General features: G+C 60.8%; 19 protein-coding genes. 8 read left to right on the forward strand and 11 right to left on the reverse strand.

Annotation, left to right across the window (positions count from 1 at the left end; all coding sequences use genetic code 11):
* Positions 1 to 143: 143 nt before the first annotated feature.
* Positions 144 to 2,858 (reverse strand): ABC transporter transmembrane domain-containing protein, encoded by a 2,715-nt coding sequence (locus NKH91_RS15415; protein ID WP_352715982.1) that lies wholly within the window; start codon positions 2,856 to 2,858, stop codon positions 144 to 146.
* A 17-nt stretch (positions 2,859 to 2,875) separates the two neighbouring features.
* Positions 2,876 to 3,340 carry a hypothetical protein gene (locus NKH91_RS15420; RefSeq protein ID WP_352884784.1) on the reverse strand — a complete coding sequence of 155 codons (465 nt, stop codon included), beginning with the start codon at positions 3,338 to 3,340 and terminating at the stop codon, positions 2,876 to 2,878.
* On the opposite strand from NKH91_RS15420, the gene NKH91_RS15425 reads away from it, so the two are divergent.
* Positions 3,323 to 3,997: a class I SAM-dependent methyltransferase gene (locus NKH91_RS15425; protein ID WP_502898994.1), complete on the forward strand. Its 675-nt coding sequence runs from the start codon at positions 3,323 to 3,325 to the stop codon at positions 3,995 to 3,997. The two genes, NKH91_RS15420 and NKH91_RS15425, sit on opposite strands and share 18 nt — an antisense overlap.
* Positions 3,998 to 4,126: 129 nt before the next feature.
* On the opposite strand, the gene NKH91_RS15430 is transcribed toward NKH91_RS15425, so the two are convergent.
* From NKH91_RS15430 to NKH91_RS15465, 8 genes are all read right to left on the reverse strand, one after another.
* Positions 4,127 to 5,323 carry a glycosyltransferase family protein gene (locus NKH91_RS15430; RefSeq protein ID WP_352482311.1) on the reverse strand — a complete coding sequence of 399 codons (1,197 nt, stop codon included), beginning with the start codon at positions 5,321 to 5,323 and terminating at the stop codon, positions 4,127 to 4,129.
* Positions 5,320 to 6,564 (reverse strand): glycosyltransferase, encoded by a 1,245-nt coding sequence (locus NKH91_RS15435; RefSeq protein ID WP_352884783.1) that lies wholly within the window; start codon positions 6,562 to 6,564, stop codon positions 5,320 to 5,322. The genes NKH91_RS15430 and NKH91_RS15435 overlap by 4 nt, the downstream gene beginning before the upstream one ends.
* 1 nt (position 6,565) lies before the next feature.
* Complete coding sequence (locus tag NKH91_RS15440; protein ID WP_352884782.1) at positions 6,566 to 7,780, reverse strand: glycosyltransferase family protein; 1,215 nt, start codon at positions 7,778 to 7,780, stop codon at positions 6,566 to 6,568.
* 103 nt (positions 7,781 to 7,883) lie between these two features.
* Positions 7,884 to 8,300 carry a hypothetical protein gene (locus tag NKH91_RS15445; protein WP_352493877.1) on the reverse strand — a complete coding sequence of 139 codons (417 nt, stop codon included), beginning with the start codon at positions 8,298 to 8,300 and terminating at the stop codon, positions 7,884 to 7,886.
* Positions 8,301 to 8,644: 344 nt separating this feature from the next.
* Positions 8,645 to 9,163, reverse strand: coding sequence for an SRPBCC family protein (locus NKH91_RS15450; RefSeq protein ID WP_023716540.1), 519 nt, complete (start codon positions 9,161 to 9,163; stop codon positions 8,645 to 8,647).
* Positions 9,144 to 9,506: an ArsR/SmtB family transcription factor gene (locus tag NKH91_RS15455; protein WP_352884781.1), complete on the reverse strand. Its 363-nt coding sequence runs from the start codon at positions 9,504 to 9,506 to the stop codon at positions 9,144 to 9,146. The genes NKH91_RS15450 and NKH91_RS15455 overlap by 20 nt, the downstream gene beginning before the upstream one ends.
* A gap of 103 nt (positions 9,507 to 9,609) precedes the next feature.
* On the reverse strand, positions 9,610 to 9,963 hold the full coding sequence (locus tag NKH91_RS15460) for a hypothetical protein (RefSeq protein WP_023716542.1): 354 nt from the start codon (positions 9,961 to 9,963) through the stop codon (positions 9,610 to 9,612).
* 280 nt (positions 9,964 to 10,243) lie between these two features.
* Entirely contained in the window at positions 10,244 to 10,531 is a 288-nt protein-coding gene (locus NKH91_RS15465; protein WP_245278483.1) for a winged helix-turn-helix transcriptional regulator, read from the reverse strand.
* A 194-nt stretch (positions 10,532 to 10,725) separates the two neighbouring features.
* Here NKH91_RS15465 and NKH91_RS15470 point away from each other — a divergent pair, with 194 nt between their 5' ends.
* Positions 10,726 to 11,580 (forward strand): SDR family oxidoreductase, encoded by an 855-nt coding sequence (locus tag NKH91_RS15470; RefSeq protein ID WP_352482882.1) that lies wholly within the window; start codon positions 10,726 to 10,728, stop codon positions 11,578 to 11,580.
* Between the two features lie 55 nt (positions 11,581 to 11,635).
* Here the strand turns inward: NKH91_RS15470 and NKH91_RS15475 are convergent, their stop codons facing one another.
* Positions 11,636 to 13,696 carry a N,N-dimethylformamidase beta subunit family domain-containing protein gene (locus NKH91_RS15475; protein ID WP_352791310.1) on the reverse strand — a complete coding sequence of 687 codons (2,061 nt, stop codon included), beginning with the start codon at positions 13,694 to 13,696 and terminating at the stop codon, positions 11,636 to 11,638.
* Between the two features lie 197 nt (positions 13,697 to 13,893).
* On the opposite strand from NKH91_RS15475, the gene NKH91_RS15480 reads away from it, so the two are divergent.
* From NKH91_RS15480 to NKH91_RS15505, 6 genes are all read left to right on the forward strand, one after another.
* Positions 13,894 to 14,667, forward strand: a complete 774-nt coding sequence (locus NKH91_RS15480) for an SDR family NAD(P)-dependent oxidoreductase (protein WP_023716546.1) — start codon at positions 13,894 to 13,896, stop codon at positions 14,665 to 14,667.
* A gap of 80 nt (positions 14,668 to 14,747) precedes the next feature.
* Positions 14,748 to 16,070: a histidinol dehydrogenase gene (gene hisD / locus NKH91_RS15485; protein WP_352884779.1), complete on the forward strand. Its 1,323-nt coding sequence runs from the start codon at positions 14,748 to 14,750 to the stop codon at positions 16,068 to 16,070.
* 15 nt (positions 16,071 to 16,085) lie between these two features.
* Positions 16,086 to 17,108 carry a zinc-dependent alcohol dehydrogenase gene (locus tag NKH91_RS15490; protein WP_352884778.1) on the forward strand — a complete coding sequence of 341 codons (1,023 nt, stop codon included), beginning with the start codon at positions 16,086 to 16,088 and terminating at the stop codon, positions 17,106 to 17,108.
* 31 nt (positions 17,109 to 17,139) lie between these two features.
* Entirely contained in the window at positions 17,140 to 17,871 is a 732-nt protein-coding gene (hutC, locus tag NKH91_RS15495) for a histidine utilization transcriptional repressor HutC (RefSeq protein WP_352547392.1), read from the forward strand.
* 215 nt (positions 17,872 to 18,086) lie between these two features.
* Positions 18,087 to 19,088: an ABC transporter substrate-binding protein gene (locus NKH91_RS15500; RefSeq protein WP_352638896.1), complete on the forward strand. Its 1,002-nt coding sequence runs from the start codon at positions 18,087 to 18,089 to the stop codon at positions 19,086 to 19,088.
* A 97-nt stretch (positions 19,089 to 19,185) separates the two neighbouring features.
* Positions 19,186 to 19,983 carry an ABC transporter permease gene (locus tag NKH91_RS15505; protein ID WP_352884805.1) on the forward strand — a complete coding sequence of 266 codons (798 nt, stop codon included), beginning with the start codon at positions 19,186 to 19,188 and terminating at the stop codon, positions 19,981 to 19,983.
* Positions 19,984 to 19,991 lie beyond the last annotated feature (8 nt).

The raw sequence follows: 19,991 nt of genomic DNA on the forward strand, positions 1-19,991 counted from the left end.
CAAAATTCGCGTTTGCCAGACTAGAGCAACGGACGCCCAGATGGAATCAATTCTCTTTTCGAGACGGCGAGACAAACCACGCGAAAGGTGGCGAGCCCGATGTCGTGCACCGGCAGAATGATCCCATCTGAATGTCCGTTGCTCTATGACAACAGTTCCTTGAAGATACCGTTCCCTGCCAAAAGTGTCTCGTGTGTTCCGTCTTCCGCCAATTGACCCGAGTCGAAGACGATAACGCGATCGAACATCATCGCCATTGCCGGATTCGTCACGACCCACACAATTGCCGGCGAATGGCCGTCGCGCCTGGCTTCCTCGAGCACGTTTCGCAGCACCTTATCCTGCATGCGCTGGTCGAGCGCCGAAAGTGGCCGGTTGAGAATGAGAAAATCGGGACGCTTGAGCAGGGCCCGGGCAACATCGAGCTTCTGTCGCTGTCCACCGGTCAGCCGCCTGCCGCCGGAGCCGACGTTGAAGTCCAGGCCGACATCCAGAAGTTCAGCATAAAGCCCCAGTTCGTCGAGAATGTCATAGACGATGGAGCGTATGCGGTCCGGCGCGTCGGGATGGTTGTTGCCCACACGCCCGAACAGGACGTTATCCATGACGGTGGCCGCGGCAATATATTTGGCAGGATCATACCGTTCGACCGCATTTTGCAGTTCGGGCGGCAGGTTTTCATAGAACTGGCTGCGTGCAGCGACGATCTTGCTCATCAGCTCCTCGCTCAGCAGGCCGAAGCGGTGCCGGGGCTCGATGTAGGCAAAGCTCAAGGTGACGATCATGGCGCGATCGTTCTCCGAAACCGCCTCGTGAGGACGGTTCTTGAGCCGTTGCAGCAAGGTTTCGTAGGCGGGTATCTCCTCGGCGCTCATGAAGGCGAGCTGCTGGAAGAACTGGTGATCGGGCGGCAGGTCGGCAAACAGCTCGATCGCCTGTTTGGCGATCTCCAAGCCCATTTCGTAGAGCGTGCGGTCGAGGCCGGCTTGCCTCAGCACAGAAGCAAAATAGGGATTGGCCGCCAGGGCCCTGTCGGCCAGTTCCGGGCCGGCGGCAGCGCCGAAGAGCAGGTTTTGGCCGATCGTTGCTTCCTTGTTGTAGGCGCCCGGTTCGAAAGGAACCACCAGTCCGCTCAGCCCCTCCTGTTCCAGCCGGGTTCGCAGCGCCGCACGCAGTTCGACGATCCGCCTGGCAAGCTCCGTGTGACGCGTGAGGTCGGCCGAAGAGCGCAAGCCAAGATCCAGAATGTCGCGCGACAGAACAACCGCGTCGAGCACCCGGCGCACGGCTTCAAAGAGGTCGTGCGGGCCGGTAGCGCCAGCGGAAGCATAGTTGATCCAGTCGCTGTGGATATCGAGATCCGGATTGCCCGACCGGCGCGCCTCGTGGATGTTCCAGCGGTGCTGGTCTGCCGCAGCACCGTCATAAGGCACCGATGTCAGCGGCGCATGCTTCAACCCGTAGAGCAGGTTGTCGCGGAGGCTTGCCTGGAACAGGAAAACATCCGACGAGGCATAGGACATGCGCCGGCCGGTTACTGCTTCGGGGAGTTCAAGCAGGTCGTCGGTGCCCGAAGCGACCCTTCCGCTGTCCGGCCAGTTCAGCCGCGCGAAGGCTTCTGCAAGCGCCTCCGCTCCACCTGTTGCGGTACTGACCAGCGCCACCGTCTCACCCGGCTTGACCTGGAGGGAGATACGGTTGAGGAGCATTGCACCGCCATCGTCTGCTATAGACAGATTGATCGCCGATAGGGGATTGGTCATCGGATCAGGATCGTCGATCGTCAATGCCCCGATTTTCGGCGCGATGAGACCCTCGACGGTGAACTGTTCAACGACCTGTTGATATTTGACCTGGACATCCTGCCGATCCTGATCCCAGTCGATCAGTTCCTTCATCGGTCCGGGCAGGTCCTTGTAGGCGCCGATCACGGCCACGAGCTGGCCGACGTCCAGCCTCCCCTGGATGACCAGATACCCGCCGATCATATAGAACAGAAAGGGCGTGAGCTGCGCGAGAAAATTGTTGAGGAACTTCACCATGAACTTCCATTGGTAAAGATCGAAGCGGATCTTGAAGATGAGCCCGAGCCGGGCAGCTATGTCGGCGCGCTCGTAGTTTGATGTATCGTGGACGTGAACCGCGCCGATGCCGTCGACGATTTCGCCAACCCGGCCCGAAAGCGCGCGCGCCGTCAACTGCCGTTGGCGCCCGAGCACGATCAGCCGCCGCCGCATTCGCGGGATGAGTACGATCTGGATCACCACGATCACGACCGCTATCATTCCGAGCCAGACGTTCTGGATCATGATGAACAGCATGGCCGTCAGCGCCTGGCCGCCGAGCAGTACCGGCTGCAGGAAGGCGTCGCCGATGAAGCCGCCCAGCGGCTCTACCTCGTCCTTCACCATGGTCGCCACTTCGGCGGATTTCACCCGCTTGAAGTAGACCGGCGGAAAACGCAGCACACGGTCCACCAGATCGAAGCGGATACGTCGCAGCATGCGTTCGCCGAGGCGGCCCTTGTAGGTGTTGATGTAGAATTTGAACAGGCCGTTGATGACGACTAGCAAGAGGAACACAAGGCTCAGGGCAAACAGGGTCTCCTTGCGGTCGAGCTGAAAACCGGAGAAGAACTGGACCTCTCCAATGAACGGCAGGTTATAGTGTAGCCTCATGAATGGCTGGGTCGCGCCCGGTTGCTCGAAGCCCCTACCTTGGATCGGGCCGTTGACGATCAGCTTCGGTAGGTCGAAGGACATGAAATACGGGACCATCGAAAGCACGACGATCATCAATATCCAGAGCTGCTGCTTCTTGGTGTGCGTCCAGATATAGCGGGCTAGGCTGGGTTCCATATGCGACTGCGGACCCTTCAGTTGAAAGGATGCAGGATGTAAACGCACCTGCTGGCGAATGGCGTATCGGCAATTTCTTCGTCGCCAACGACAAGCTCGAAGCTGCAGTGCACGGACATTGTCCTGCGCTCAACGATGCAAGGAACCTGCGAGGCGGCGCGATCCAGTTCCGGCGCATGGTCGATGACAACGACATGGGCATTGTTGATCAGCGAAGACAGCAGCTGGCCAGACGGTTCGCGGCTTCCGCAGGGCTTTGGCGAATAGCCGAGCAGCACGAGGCCGCAGCTGGGCGGCTGGTGCTGGCGGATGGACGCCGATGATCCGGACAGATGCAACAGGCTCTCTCCGGCACCGGGCAATAGCCAAGCGGCTTGCAGCATAATCACGTCCGCGGAATCAAACAGTCTTGCGGGAGGCAAGATTGCGTTGTGTCGCCCGAAATCCCAACATACAAGACAAATATGATGGATGTCACGCAACCACGCAATGCCGGTATGGACTGGCACGAGCAAGCCTTGGACCTCACGCGGGGAATTGCTGCTTATGTCAACTGCCCTCTCGTGGCAGGGCTGGCGCGCGTCGTCACCAAGCATCCGAAGGCCGATATCGCCAACGCCTTCAACCACAAGCAGGTCGTCTGCAAGATGTGGGCGCTCGACAGGCTGTTCGAAAGCTGCGGCGGCCGGTTCGGGCGCATATGGGTTCTGGGTGGATGGTACGGCGTATTGCCGGCAATGCTTTTCAACGACGCCCGCTTCGACATCGCGGCGGTCGATAGCATCGACATCGATCCCGAAGTCGCGCCGGTCGCCCGGACCCTCAACCGGGAAGCCGGCGACCGGTTCCGGGCGCTAACGGCAGATATGTACGCACTCGACTATGCGGCCATCCGGCCCGACCTGATAGTCAATACGAGCTGCGAACACATAGCCGATCTGCGCGCCTGGCTTGCTCTGCTTCCGCGGGGCACGAATGTACTGCTGCAATCGAACGATTACTTCAGCGAGCCGACGCACATCAACTGCGTGGCTTCACTTGCAGCCTTCGAAGCAATGGCGGCGCTACGGGAGGTGCGGTTCTCCGGCGAACTGCCGACAAAAAATTATACGCGCTTCATGCTGATTGGAACTGTTTAATGTATTTCGCCCAAAGTGCATAGCGGTTCTGGGACAACGACATGCATAAAAACAGGACTTGAAGCGCGTCGCACGAATCTTACCAGACGCGACGTGCGTTAGTCCTACTGAGTCAGTAACGCAGTAGGACTAGGATCTATCGTCTGTTTGATCATGAGCTTTTCCGAAACCGGGCTCCACTTTTAGGGACCATGTTCGATACCGCTCGTGCAGGATTTGCGCGGAGCGACGCGCGCCTTCCAGATCGAGACGATGCGCGGATGGCGTCGGTCTCACAAGCGCCTGTTCGATCGCTTGCGCCAAACCTTCAGGCGTTAGGTCCTTTTCCATCAGCACCGTTGCAAGACCGAGTTCTTCGAGCATCAGGGCGCGAACCGTCTGTTCGGTTTCCCCGCCGGCTGCAAATGGAACGAGCAGGGAGCGACAACCCGCGCGCAGGACATCGCAGACCGTGTTGTAACCCGCCTGCGAGACTGACAGGCGGGCGCCTGTCAGCAGGCTGGCGAAATCCTCGCGGAACCGGAAGATGGACAGGCCCGGCGTGGCATCGCGTGCGATCGCGTCAAATTCGTCTTTCGGCAGGTTTGGGCCGGTGATCAAACACCATTTCCGAGCGTTGTTGGCATTCCGCGCCGCTGCGATGGTGGAGCTGACAAGGCTCTTTCCGGCAGCCCCGCCGCCAACCGACACCAGAACGTCGAAGCGCTCGGAGGCCGCGGGCGAGGGCGGCGCGGCAACGAGCCCTGTGTAGGTGACCTCGGCCCTGATCGTCCCAGCCAGCGGAAATGTCTTATCGATGGTTGCGAAAGCCGGATCGCCGTGGACCATAACAAGGTCGAAATGCCTGTTGATGAGATCGACCGTTTCCTCGTTTCGGCCCGGCTTGACGCGCTCCTGAAGGATGTCACGGACGGACGTCGCCAGCAGCGGTCTGGGCGACGTCGCGTCGATGGCCTCGATCAGCGGCAAGAGTTCGAAACGCATCTGTCGGCGTCCAAATGGAAACGCCTCGAGAATGACGATATCAGGCCTGCAATCCCGGAATGCCTGCAGCAGCATCTCTGAACGCCATTTCTTGAAATCATCGTCGATCGGGTTGCCCTCCAGGTCGACAAGTCCGGAAAATCCTTCATCACCGGAGGTGACAGGTGGCAGGATTACAGATTTTACACCGAGTCCCGGAAACCCGGCGATCGGCGCTCCGCCGGTCACGACGGTCACGTCAAACCCGTCATCGACCAGAGCCGCCGCAATGCGGCTGGCGCGCGCAAGATGGCCGATGCCGAGCAGGTGCTGGACATAGAAGAAAGCGCGCAGCCGCTTCATTCGGCGGCCCGCCACTCCCGCTCGAACAGTTCCTTGAGCTGTCCAATGCTTGCCATATGATCGAAATTGCCGCGCACGCGCCGCTCTGCGGCGTCGCCGAGGCGGGCGCGCAGTACGGGATCACGGATCAGGCGATCCAGCGCCTGTGCCAGGGCAATTGGGTTTTCCGTCGGAACCAGCAGCCCGGTTTCATCCGGCGATAAAAGCTCCGGCACGCCGGAAATATCGGTCGACACGCAGGCAAGCCGCTGGCTGGCCGCCTCCACCAGAACATTCGGCAGACCGTCACGATCGCCATTTGCGGTGATCCTGCAGGCCAGGGCGAAGATGTCGGCGCGGCGGTAGTGCTCAAGCACCTCCTCCTGCGCAAGCGCGCCTTTCCAAGAGACGCGACCATCCAGTCCGAGCTTTTGCGCCAGCGCCTTGAACCGCTCCAGTTCCTCGCCGCCGCCGATATGCTCGAAACGCCACGCCAAATCACCGGGCAACAGGGCAAGGGCCTGCAGCAACGTATCGTAACCTTTCTTTTCAACGGCGCGCCCGACACTCAGAACGACAACCGGTTCGTCCGGCGCCGAGCCGTCATGCTGCTTTCGCGCCTCGCCGAAACTGCCGAAGCGATCAAGGTCGAGCCCATGATAGCTCAGATGTATAGACGAGTTGCCGTTAGCGAGTTTTTTCAGACGGTCGAAGCCGGTTTTCGTGCAGGTGACCGTCCAGCGCGCCGAGGAAAGCTTGCCGGCCAGATCCCAGTCCGCCGAAGTCCAGATGTCCTTGGCATGGGCCGAGCAGGTCCAGGGCAGGCCACGAAGCTGGCTGGCATAGCGCGTCACCGATGCCGGTGTGTGCGCGAAATGTGCATGCAGCCAGCCCGCGTCTTCCGGCCATTCGGCCGCCAGCACGAGCGCTTGCCCGAAGCGGCGCGCGCGATTGCGCGTAAAGTCGTGGGGGAGATCGGCAGCCAGCGATCCGAGCGTGCGCCAGAAGCACGGCCGCAGCAGATAGGCAAACAGCGAGCGAAGCACGCGCAGCGGCTCTTCATGCAGATATTCCGGCAGATAATGGACCGGCGCTTTGATCTCGTCATGCACGGGGTGGCGTTTTTCGTCGGTCGGCCGCCTGAGCGCGACGAGTATCAGGTCGAACCCTGCACGCTCCAGACCGAGCAATTCCTGCGCGATGAAGGTTTCGGACAGCCGCGGATAGCCCTTCAGAACCACGACGATCTTGCGATGTTGCAACTCAGGTCATTCCTTCAATGACCGAAAGGTGATGGCCGACCCGCCGGTCGAGCAGTTCCGCGACGATTTCGGAAATATGAGGCAGCCCTTCCAGCGTCAGATGCGGATTGCTCTGTGATGGGTGGGGCCGGTCCGGCAGCGCCACCAGTGCATCGGCAAACCGCTGGGAATCCTTGGCTTCCTCCGGCAAAAGCATCTCGATGAGGCCAAGTTCGGCTGCGCGCCGAGCGCGGATCAGTTGTTCCTGGCGGGGCTCGACGCGCGGCACGATCAGCGCCGGCTTGTCGAAAGACAGTATCTCGCAATAGGTGTTGTAACCGCCCATCGCCACTACCGCCTTGGCGCCGGCAATCAGGTCTTCCATGCGGTTGTCGAACTCGATGATCTTGATGTAGGGGATCTTGGACCCCTTCTTGAGCAGCTTGTTGCGCTTGCGCGCCGGCATGTAAGGCCCAAGCACGATCAGGGCCCTATGCTGCAATTGCGGATCCTGCTGATAGGCATCGATGACGTCGTGGATCAGTTCGGCGCCGTCACCGCCGCCACCGGTAGTAACGAGGATATAGTCGCCCTCGGGCCGGTGGCCGGGCAACTCGTTCCGCTGCAGGCTCCGTTGCAGGAAACCGACGAACCTCATCTTTGCCCTGACAGCCGGCGGCACATCCAAGCCGGTCAACGGATCGTAGAAATCCGGCGGGCCATAGGCCCAGACCTTGTCGTAGAACAGGCCTATCTTGCGCATCACATCCCTGCGTGCCCACTCTGCTTCGAGCAGATGCGGCGCATCCATTACCTCGCGCAGGCCAAGCACGAGAGTGGTGCCCCGCGTCTTGAGGTAGGACAGCGTGTCCTCGATCTCACCGCGCAGGCCGAGCGGTTCCTTGTCGACGATGAAGATATCCGGCCGGAAGGTCTCAGCTGTATGGCGGATGATCGACTGGCGCATCCTTAGCGTCTCATGCAGATCGATGTCCTTTTCCAGCGAGGTGTATTCGCCGTTGCGCAGCTTGATGACGCTGGGGATCTTCACGAAGTCGACACGGGCGCGGTAGTCGAAGGCGCCAGCGATAGTCGCACCCGAAATGATAAGCACCTGAAGTCCGCGGAAATCCTCGACCAGCGAATGCGCGATAGTCCGGCAGCGCTGCAAATGGCCGAGCCCGAACGTGTCGTGGCTGTACATGAGAATTCGAGCGTTTTCTGCGTGCTGGGTCATTGTTGAACGTCTCTTAGAATTCTCGCTTTGAGGACCGTGAGCGACCCGCCGGCTTCGAAACCATCCTGGTTTTGAAACATGAGGCCGCGATTTTCAATTTGTATTACTTCTGTGGAATGCCTGTCAGATAACTTTCTGATTGCCTGAGTCCGAAACTAGATGGATTGGCGAATATCGCCTCGGCGGGAGCGGGTCGAGACTCCCTGTTGTTGTTTTGGGATGGATCGAAGGGGAAAGCGGTGTCCAAAAGATCGGCAGAAGTCATCGCTCTTGATTCCAATAAGGCCTCTCCGAACTTGATTGGTTTCCGAGCGGTGAAAGCGAATTCCGCTATCCTGCGCATATAGTCAATTGCTTGATCGGTATACGAAAGGACAGGGTCACCGGGCGTCGCACGGCGCATGTTGTTGTAGAACTCATTTCGCGCGCCATTGCTCTCGGTCTTGGGGGACCAAAAGTGCTGCCCATCAATCTCTTGACGGGCGGTCTGATTATGATTCACCGACCAGAACTGAGCCATCTATCGCCCAAGCTAGCCGGAATTTCGGCAGGAATCGAGTGGACGCCAGCGCTCACAACACACCGCCTGCGGCAGAGTGTGTGCAACACCGGTTACTTGTCGATCGCTATGGCCTCTGGCTAATGCCTTAGCTGGGGCGGTGACGGTCCTTTTTGAGACGACCTGAGCGCGTCGCCGAACGTCGCGAGGTGCGAAAATCACTCGATTGGTCCCGATAGTTGGCGAAACCTCAATGAGTTTGATGATTGGCCTCGTAGGTTCACAGAGGGCGGCGACGATCTCGTCGGGGTTCTCTTCCGCCTAGTTGAAGATCCAGGCTGCCGACCGGGAGATCGACGACTTCATCACCGTCGCACGCTCGCGCCTAGCGTGACGAGAAGCTCGTCCAGTTGCTCGAACGTCTCGCCCATCGCATCCGCCGCCCCGGTGCCGGCAGCGTCGAGAGCTTCCTTTGAGGGATAGAGCTCGTGCATGACCAGCAGCGTCTTGCCACCTTTTTCCTCGAAGGTCACCGTGGTGATGGGTCCACCGTCACCACCTTCGTCATTGGTCCAGACGAGGCGCGAGTGCGGTGTCACTTCGATATACCTACCGAAGAACTCGTCAGGGTTTGAGGCATCGTGGCCGAATACCAAACGGTACCTGCCCCCGACACGAACATCCATCTCGCAGGAACGCAGGAACATGCCCATCGACTTCGGTGCCCACCACCGCATGAACAGCTCGGGCTTGGTCCAAGCCTCGAACACGGTGCGTGCCGGCGCGTCAAAGGTTCGCGTAACGACCAGCTCCCGGTCGGACTTCCGTTCCACCATCGTGCGGTTCTGCATGGGGGTGGGCTCACTAGCTCTTGTTTCGTCCATCGACTTTCTCCTTCCGTTTCAATTCCTCGACAACCTTGTCCAACTCGTTGAAGCGTGCGTCCCAGAGCTGGCGGTGCCTCTCGATCCATGCCGCCTCTTCCTCCAGTGCGCGTAGGCCAAGCTTGCAGGTCCGCACGCGCCCAACCTTCTCCGTGGTGACGAGCCCCGCCTTCTCCAAGACGCCGACGTGCTTCTTCATGCCCGTGACGGTCATGTGGAACTTTTCGGCAAGGTCCGTGATCGAGGCGTCTGCTCGTCCGAGTTGCTCCAAAACGCCGCGCCGGGTGGCGTCCGAGAGCGCGGCGAATGAGGCATCGAGGTGGGGCATTAAATACTGAACCATATGGTTCAGTATTTAACAGACGGGCTGGCGGCGTGCAAGGGGAGGCCGAGTGGGCTGCGTTGCCGGCCGCCCCTTCTGGAAATCGCAAGCGATTAGCGGATGTTCAAGTCGGAGCAGGGTCGGTGAGGAAGGGCATGATGTCCACGCCGTCTCCTGGGAAGACGGTGAAATGCGGGTGGTTCTCGAACAGGCGGGCGGCGGCATCGATGGTATCGGCCTCGACGACAATATAACCGCAGAAAGGGTTCACGGCGTCGGCGATGCCGTCCCTGGTAACGCGCCTCGTCTTACCGACCATGCCGCCGCGATCGGGGAAAAATGCGGCATTTCTCTCCTCCCAGTCCGCCCACAGCTGTAAGCCGACGGCATCAATCGTATCCTGCTCGGGCTTAGGCAGGCTGCGAAAGCGGGCGAGGTCTTCGGGCTTCATGGTGTAGACGGCAAGAAAGCGGGGCATGCGGCGGTTTTTTCTTCGTGCTGGCAGAAGCATGCTAGCTTAGACTCCTGGTGGGCCCAAGTCACTGCGCATTACCACCCTTTGGCGCTCCGTATCTTTCAGTCCGAAATGATGACCCGAGGCTAAGGTTGGCCATCTATTTTGAACGCTGACCTGGGCGGGCGGAACTGCTCCACCACCAGATCAACACGCACATCAAGCGTCATCCTCGCTGTTAAGCGCAGGCCGAAAGTAGTGTCGACGCCACAAACTCGCGATTCTCTGATGTGCTCGCGATTCTCTAAAGAACAGAATCACCGAGCAGCAGGCGCGATCCGACCTCTACGATAGACCTGATAGCCGGCAGCAGCTCCTGCCCCAACGAGGTCAGCTCATATTCCACCGTCGGCGGCGAGGTCGCCATCACGTTGCGACCGAGGACGCCGCGCTCCTCGAGATCCCGCAGTCTGCTGGTCAGTACCTTCGCCGAAACGGCTGGGATATCGCGGCGGAGTTCCGAGAACCGACGCGGGCCTTCGCTCAGGGACCAGAGCACCTCGGGTGTCCAGCAGCCGCCAAGCAGCGCCATGCATCTCGACATGGGGCAGCCGGGGGGAGCCTTCACCTTCTTTCGCGCCTTGAGAACCATCGCACACCCTTCTCGAGGAGTTTCCAGTTGGTTACCGGAAAATGGCGGTAACCGCAAGATACGTGGTTTCCAATGGTAACGATGGCCGCTATTCGAAGACTCTCCAATCACACAACCACGAAATGGACTGAACGATGTATGCAATAACTGGAGCAACAGGACAGCTTGGCCGTCTCGTGATCGAGGCACTGCTGAAGACCATTCCCGCCGACCGGATCGTCGCGGCGGTTCGCAATCCGGCAAAGGCCAGCGATCTGGCGGAGCTCGGTGTGATCGTAAGGGAGGCGGACTACGACCGTCCCGACACGCTCGCCCCGGCCTTCGCCGGCGTCCAGAAACTGCTACTGATTTCGTCGACCGAGGTCAGCGGCCGCCTGCCGCAGCATCGGGCGGTGATCGAGGCAACCCAACGCGCCGGAGTTTCGCTGATCGCTTACACCAGCATGCTGCATGCCGACACGTCTTCCGCAACGCTCGCAATCGAGCACCGGCAGACGGAGGAGGTCATCGCGGACTCGGGCGTTCCCGCCGTCATCCTGCGCAATGGCTGGTACACCGAGAACCATCTGCTGGCGCTTCCGGCGGCTCTGGAGCACGGCGCCTTCGTCGGCGCCGCGAAAGACGGGCGTTTCTCGTCCGCAGCACGGCGGGACTATGCCGAGGCCGCAGCCGTGGTGCTGACGACCGACGACCATGCGGGAAAGACGTACGAGCTCGCCGCAGACCAAGCCTTTACGCTCGCCGAGCTTGCGGCGGAGGTCTCGCGGCAGTCGGGCAAGGCTATCGCCTACAACGATTTTTCCCAAGCCGCCTATCAGGATGTGTTGGCGGGGGCCGGGCTGCCGGCCGACCTCGCTGCGCTTCTGGCCGATACCGACGCCGCAGCCTCACGCGGAGCGTTGTTCGATGACGGAGGCGCCCTCGGGCGGCTGATCGGTCGTCCGACCACTTCGATGCAAAGCCTCGTCGCGGCCGCATTGCGCGGTTGAAGGCTGGGCTCAGCGACTTGAGGATGCGGTCTTTCTCGTAATGAGACCAATCAGCTTATCGATTTTCTCGGCCGGGTTCTCCTTTCGTCGCGCCGAGGCGGTTAAGCAGATTAAACGTGATCCTGCCGACATCGTTCATGGCGCCTGCGGCTGGCAGCGCGCCGCACCAGGCAACCGAGCTTGCCGAAAAGATCAAGCCGCCTGCTGCGAGCTTTCGCAGGGTCATTTCGGCGCAGCGGCGGGCGATGCGTTGCGTATCCCCGCCCTCGCACCAGCGCGTCGGATCCTGGAAGAAGCTGTCGGGAAATCCCGTCGCACGCGCGATCACGACGGTGTCCGCGGATGTGCCGAGGGCTGGATCCGTCGCATCCACTTCGTAGCCCGCGGCACCGCCCAGCACGATGCCGTCCGAACCGAAGGTCGCATTTTCAACGCCTTCGAACAGCCATGCGCATCCTGCTTCATGGCTTTCGTCAGTGCGCGTGAAGGGGCGTGCGCCTTCGAATCCCATCAGTGAGATCGCGCCACCGATCAGCGAGAATTCGCCGCGGCCACGGGAGCGGAGATAGCCGCCTGGTTCGTTGGTGATCGACAGCGCTTGTTCGGCGACCGGGCCGTCCCACGTGCGGCCGGCCTCCAGCGGCGAGCGCCGCAGCTCCATCAGATCGTCCTTGAAAGCCACAGTGGCGGCGAAGCCGTTTCCGCCGAGATAGGCGATGCTGCCGCCTTCGGCCACAAACTGCCGCAGCGCCTGCTCCATCTCGATCGACATATATTCGGGATGACTGCCGGTGACGACCGCTTGGTGTCCACGCAGACCGTCTATACCGCATTCGTGCAAATCATGATCGGTCATGACGTCAAACACGATTCCATTGTCGTGGCAGAATCGGAGGAAGTGCAGATCGACCGGCAAATTGTGTGGGCAGCCGCAGAGGGGATAATCGTAATCGTCCCTGAGCGTCACTTTCGGCTTTTTGTAGGAGCAGATAGAAACGCCGCTAAGGTCGGAGTGGTAGTCGTAAAGAGACTTCAGATTGTTGGCGACCGCGAAGCGATGTCCCCGGTCGTCGCTTTTCCATTCATAAAGATGATCTGGGAGATATTCGTCCGCATAAGCGAGATAGGTGGCCGTCGGCACGAGATACAACAGCGGCGACGAAACCTGTGATGAGGTGACGAAGAACACCACGCGTTCGTAGCTATCCTCCCATTCGATCTGGAACGCGTAGACGCCTGGGCGTGCGTTTTCAGGGATTGTCACGCAGTGCGATGCCGGCCACTCAAGCGGGCCGATGTCGTCGTCGTGGCAATGGATAGCGTCGTAGTGCGACGGCACGAAGCGAGGTTCGAAGCTCGATCCGTCCCAGCGTGCCGAAGTCATGCAGAAGGCTGGCTGATTGATCACATCGAGGAGCAGCGGATCTGCTCTGCCCGACGACAGGATCGGCTGCGTTGGTAACAGCGTCGGGAAATCCCAGGCAATGGTCCCCTGCGGTGTCTCGAGCCGGATCGCGGCAAATTTCGCGTTGAGGGTAGGTTCGTGGTGAGTAGCACTTGCGCCGAAATGGATGCCGTGCGCTTGAAGGTTCCGCGCAGGGCTGCCAAAACCTTCACGAAGTTCGTAAGGCGCGAGGAGATCATGCGATTTGATCCGCAGACGCGGCTGCTCCTGCCGCAGATCCAACTCGACAGTGAGCCACACACCAGTTGGCGCCTTCCTCTCGACAAAGGTTTCGCCGCCGATTTCCAGGGCAAATGCGCCGTCGCGGAGGCGCAGCCCGAGGGCGCCTGCTTCCAGGATCGTACGCGCACCTCCGTTGCGCGTGAGGAACAGCTCAAAACGAATGCCGTGGACGGCTTGTACTTTGGCCAGTTCGCCGGCTCGCACGAACAGGAACGACCCTTGGTCGAAATGCCGATGCCGTGGTTCACCCACCGCTTCGATGGGCCAGGCCAGAAATTCCGGAGCCGGCTTGTCGAGTCGGCAAATTCGTGTGGCCTTTATCGGCCGATCGCATGACAGGCTGAGGTTGATCTGCTGGCCTGCTTTGGCACTCCAGGGGGTGGTATAACCAACCACGCTCATCGCGTCGTGGTCTACTGCGCGCTTCATCTATCCTCCCGATGAACTCCAGATGGGCTGCGGCGAACCGCGCAGACCGGTCCGATGCCGGCCAATACGCTGCCGCTCTGACAAGCAAAGTTCCGCATGGCGCACTACCGCCATGATGTACATGCTTGTATAGATAAGCTGCATTCGGATAGTCTCGACGCGATCGGTCCAAGCGCGACATTACCAAGGAGGATGACATGCGCAACGCATCTCTCTTCGACCTGTCAGGCAGGAAGGCGCTTGTAACCGGCGCAAGCCGTGGCATCGGGCGCAGCATCGCCGAGGCGCTCAGCGCAGCCGGCGCCGACGTCGCGATCACGGCGCGCAGCGTGGCCTCGCTCGAGGAGACGGTGGCCGCCATCCGCACTGCCGGCGGGGCCGCGCATGCCATCGCCCTGGACGTCACCGATGTCGACCAATGCCGGGCGGCGACAGCCGAGGCCGGCAGCCTGCTCGGAGGTCTCGATATTCTCGTCAACAATGCGGGTGTGGAAGAGGTCCGGCCCTCGCTCGATGTCGACGAGGCCTTGTGGGACAGGATTGTCGATACGAATCTCAAAGGCGCCTTCTTCTGCGCCCAAGCCGCCGCGCGGCAGATGAGAGACGCCGGACGGCCCGGCGTCATTATCAATCTCTGCTCGTTGACCTCCGAGGTCGGGATTCCCACGGCGGTGCCTTACGGCTCGTCGAAATCAGGCCTCCTCGGCATGACGCGGGCGCTTGCGGCGGAGTGGGCCGATCTCGGGATCCGGGTCAACGCCATCGCGCCTGGCTATTTCAGGACAGCGATGACAGACGTGTTCTACAGCAACGAGGCATGGCAGCAATCGATGCTCGCCAAGATTCCGCAGCGCCGTTTTGGTGATCTCTCGGACCTGCACGGAATCGCGGTGTTCCTCGCTTCGGATGCGGCAGCCTACATAACGGGCCAGTCCATTCCCGTGGATGGAGGCTTTCTCGCATCGATTTGAAGGCTTCAGGGACTGGAGACCTGTCCCAGAAGTGATCGACAAGCGCTAACCGTGATTGCGTACTAAGAAAAGGAGCCGCCATGTCTGACGTCAGCTTCCACCGCCTGTCATCCCTCAGTGTCGATCAGCGCGCCAATTTACTTAAACGCGCCGAAGGAGATCTGTCTTCCTTCATCGAAAAGGTCCGTCCAATCATCCAGGCCGTCAAGAATGAAGGTGACGCGGCCTTGCTCCGGTTTGCGCGCGAGCTCGACAAAGCCGATGTTGCCGACGGTGGACTGAAAGCTTCGGAAGCGGAGTTCGATGCGGCATTCGACAAGGTCGACAAGGATGTCGTGGAGAGTATCCGGTTTGGCATCGAGAACATAAGGCATTTCCACGAGGAGCAGCGCCCGGAGACGATGTGGCTCAAGGAAGTTCGGCCTGGCGCCTATGCGGGTGACCGATACACACCGATCGCTTCGGTTGCGCTTTATGTTCCGCGCGGCAAAGGCGCCTTCCCCTCGGTGACGATGATGACCTCGGTTCCGGCGGTGATTGCCGGGGTTCCGCAGATCGCGATCGTGACGCCTGCGACTTCGGATGGTTCCGTCGATGCCGCGACGCTGGTTGCCGCCCGCCTCGCCGGCGTGGAGACCGTGTACAAGTGCGGCGGCGCCCATGCGGTTGCCGCTGTCGCCTTTGGAACCGAGACTGTGAAGCCCGCCGTCAAGATCGTCGGACCGGGGAGCCCATGGGTAGTGGCGGCAAAGAGCGTGTTGTCCCCGATCGTCAACACGGGTCTCCCCGCCGGTCCGTCCGAAGCGATCATCTTTGCCGATGACAGCATCGACGGCGGCCTGGCCGCTCTTGACCTGTTGATCGAGGCCGAGCACGGGCCGGATTCGTCCGCCTATCTGGTGACGCACAGCCGCAAGGTCGCCGAAGCCGCGTTGATTGCGATACCGGAACACTGGTCCCGGATGACCGAACAGCGCGTGGAGTTCTCGCGCGCCGTGCTCACCGGAAAACGCGGCGGTATTGTGCTGACCGAATCGCTGGAGGACAGCTACCGCTTCATCAACGACTATGCGCCGGAGCATCTCGAGATTCTGTCAACGGAGCCATTTGCGCATCTCGGACGTATCACAGAAGCCGCCGAGATCCTCATGGGGCCGCATACCCCGGTGACCCTCGCCAACTTCGTCCTCGGGCCCAATGCGGTGCTGCCGACCAGCCGGTGGGCGCGAACCTTCGGACCGCTTTCTGTGACGGATTTCGTCAAGAGATCATCAGTCGGCTATGTGACCTCGGCCGCCTATCCGGAACTCGCACTGCATGCCCGCAGGCTCGCCCGTTACGAAGGGTTCAGCTCGCACGAGAACGCGGTTTCGGAGATCCGCGATCGCTATCTCGCCGGCTGAGCGGAAACGATGATGATGAGGGCGGCACGACTCCATGGACCCGGCGACTTGCGCGTCGAGAATATCGCCGCGCCAGGCGCTCCCGAGGTGGGCTGGGTGAAGCTGAGGGTCGATGCCGCAGGCATCTGCGGTTCCGATCTCCACAACTTCCGCACGGGCCAGTGGATAAGCCGGTCGCCTTCGACGGCAGGCCATGAACTGACAGGCACGGTGATCGCCATCGGCGAGGGCGTGGACACCGTCGCTGTTGGCGACCGAGTGGTCGCCGATTCCCGCTTCTGGTGCGGAGAGTGCGCGCAATGCCATGCAGGCAGGCGGCATCTTTGCACGTCGCTGGGCTTTGTTGGCGAAATATGCGACGGCGGATTTGCCGAACAAGCGGTTCTGCCCGCACGCCTGCTGCACGTCGTCGATACCGCGCTTGACGAACGGGTCGCGGCGATGGCCGAGCCGCTGGCTGTAGCGTTGCATGCAGTGCGGCGTCTGCCGAAAACGGTCGGCTCCGTTCTTGTCGTCGGCTGCGGCACCATTGGCGGTCTTGCCGCGCTGCTGCTCTCTCGAACCTTCGCAGGTACCGTGCTCGTCGCCGATCGCAACCCTGGCCGATGCCCCCGGGTGGCGCGGGTGACAGACGCCAGCATCGTCGACTTGAACCGGGACGCCATTGCCGCGGCGACCGCGGATGCCCCCTTGCTCGCTGCCGTCGAAGCGACCGGCAGTATCGCAGCACTCTGCCAGCTGCTCGGCGTTCTCGATGCCGGCGGCACCGTTGCGATGGTCGGCATATTCCATGGGCGCCTCGATATCGATCCCAACATCCTGGTTGAACGCGAAATCACATTGCTGGGATGCCACGCCTTTGCAGATGAGCTTCCCGACGCCATCCGGATGCTCGGCGAATTGACCGAGCCCATGGTCGAACTGATCGACCGCGAGATCGGTCTGGATGATGTTCCCGCAGCCTATGAGCGGCTGTTGGCGGGGCAGGGCGATGGCTTGAAAACAATCATCCGGATGCGGTCTGCCGGGCGCGTGTGATTTCCGAACGTTGCCGGAAAGGATTTTTGAAATGATCACTTTGCCCGACACCGCCAGCCCTCTTTACGAGAAGGTCAAGGACTACATCCTGACGAACATCGGAACGGGGCGATGGAGCAAGGATCGGAAGCTGCCGTCCGAAAATGAATTCGTGGCGACACTCGGCGTGTCTCGGATGACGGTCCATCGTGCCTTGCGGGAGTTGACCTCTGCGGGTTTTCTGATCCGGCTCCAGGGCGTCGGCACATTCATCGCGCCACCTCGACCTCAATCCGCACTGATCGAAATCAACAACATCGCAGCGGAAATTGTCGCGCGGGGAAACAGGCATCGCTCCGCGGTTATCGTCCTCGAAGAGATCATGCCGACAAAGGAACTCGCGCTTTCGTTCGAGTTCGCAAAGCGCGCGTCGATCTATCATTCCATTGTCGTCAACTTCGAGAACGACCTGCCTGTGCAACTGGAAGAGCGCTTCGTCAATCCGGGCCTGATACCCGACTATGACAAGCAGGATTTTTCCAGGACAGCAACCTACGACTATCTCATGCAGAAAACCCCGGTGACGGAGGTCGAGCATATCATTTCGGCGACCCCTGCCGATGCCGAAACGGCGCGGCATCTGGGCATCGATGCCGGCAGCTGCTGCCTGCTTCTGCATCGCCGGACATGGACGGGCGCCGTCGTTGCCACGATCAGCAAGCTGACTTACGTTGGAAGCCGCTACTCGCTTGGCAGTCGGTATTCTCCGTCCAAAAAAACCTGATCGCAGTGAAGCGATTCAGAGAGGTCTGACTTGTATATGCATGTATGTATTTAGCCTTGACATCCGCTGTTGCTGACGTTGAAGTGTCGTCGTACTTCGGTTGAACTGACGCTAAGATGCCGAGGCACGGTGCCGCAAGAGCAGAAGCCCGCATTCTCACCAGGCCGGATGTTTGGTTCAAAAAAAGCGGCCTGATCATCAAGGGGAACAAGACGATGCGTAACCTAGCAGGACAATTTCGGGCACTCGTTACGGTTGCTGCCGTCGGGTTCGCCCCGGCGGCCTACGCGGCCGATACAACCATTCCGGCGACGCCTGAGGCAGGAACATTCAAGATCGGCATCGAGCCATGGCTTGGCTACGGCCAGTGGCACGTCGCCGAAGCCAAGGGTCTGTTCAAGGCAAACGGGCTGTCCGATGTACAGATCGTGAACTTCGCCGAGGACAAGGACATCAACGCCGCCTTGGCCAGCGGCCAGCTCGATGCCGCCAATATCGCGACCCACACGGCCATGGGCATGGTTGCGGCCGGCCTGCCGGTGAAGATCGTGCTTCTGCTCGACGTCAGCATGACGGCGGACGCCATGATCGCCGGCAAGGACATCGCGTCCGTCGCTGACCTCAAGGGAAAGCAGGTCGCTTTCGAGGAAGGCACGACGAGCGACATCCTGCTCAAATACGCGCTGGCCAAGAACGGCATGTCCATCGCCGATGTCCAGCCGGTTCCGATGCCGGCGGCGGATGCCGGCAGTGCGTTGATCGCTGGCCAGGTGCCGGTCGCGGTTACCTATGAGCCCTATCTCACCGCGGCCAGGGCGCAGAACAAGGATGTCAAGCTGCTCTTCACCGCGGGCGAAGATCCCGGCCTGATCAGCGACGTGTTCGTGGTGCGCGATGAGGTGATCGAGTCGCGTCCCGGCCAGGTGCTTGCCATGATCAAGACCTGGGATGCGGCCCTGAAGGCCTACAACGCCGACACGCCCGACGGCCGGGCGATCATCTCCAAGGCGGTCGGTTCGAGCGTCGAAGACCTCAACACCGCCTTTGATGGCGTGCGTTACTATACTCTCGCCGAAAACAAGGATGCGCTGACGGGCGAATTTTCCACCAAGACATTCGCCGATGTCGAGGCGGCCGCCAAGAACGCCGGGCTGCTTCAGGCGGACGTGACGCCGGAGCAGATGATCGACCCGTCATTCGTCAAGGCCGCGAAATGACGAGGGCCGGCTCGCGGTGGTGACGCAAATGTCCGAGCAGCGTGCGACCAAGCCAAGCCCGTCTCACGCAGCACCGGGGCCGGTGACCAAACAGCCGATGCGCCGTCGCCGATCCTCCGGGATCGGCGCGCCTATCGCACGCTCGCGCTTCCTGATGATAGCGGTGGCCGTCTTTGCCGGCCTCGGCCTCGCCTGGTGGGCGGCAACGGGGCTGGGGCTGGTAAAGCCGATTTTCCTGCCCTCGCCGGGAAGCGTGGTGACCCAACTCGGCAAGCTCGCGGGTGACGGCACGCTGTGGCTGGATCTCAGGACCTCGATATACCGTATTTCCATTGGCTTCCTCATCGCCTCGGCCCTGGCGATTCCGATTGGCGTGCTGATCGGCAGCTTCCGGACCTGGGAAGCGGCGATCGAGCCGCTTGTGGATTTCATCCGCTACATGCCGGTGGTCGCGTTCGTGCCCATCTCCATCCTGTGGTCCGGGACGGGCGATGCGCAGAAGTTCCTGATCATCTTCATCGGCACCTTCTTCCAGCAGGTGCTGATGATCATGGACAATGTGAAGCGGGTTCCCGCTGATTTCATTGGCCTTGGCAGGACGCTCGGCCTGCCGGATCGCAAGATCCTGACGCGCATCGTGGTTCCCAGCGCCTTGCCAGGCATCTGGGATACGCTGCGCATCAGTCTCGGCTGGGCATGGACCTGGCTGGTGTTGGCGGAACTTGTCGCGGCGACATCAGGCCTCGGCTACCGCATCACCGTGTCCCAGCGCTATTTCCAGACAAACACCATCATCGGCTACATCCTGCTGCTGGGCGTGCTTGGTCTCATCACCGACCAGGTCATGAAGGCACTGGGAAAAGTGTTGTTCCGGCAGGAGGGCCACGTGCAATGAGGCCGGGC

Origin of the sequence: Mesorhizobium sp. M0894, from assembly GCF_040319725.1 — a bacterium.
Lineage (GTDB): Bacteria > Pseudomonadota > Alphaproteobacteria > Rhizobiales > Rhizobiaceae > Mesorhizobium.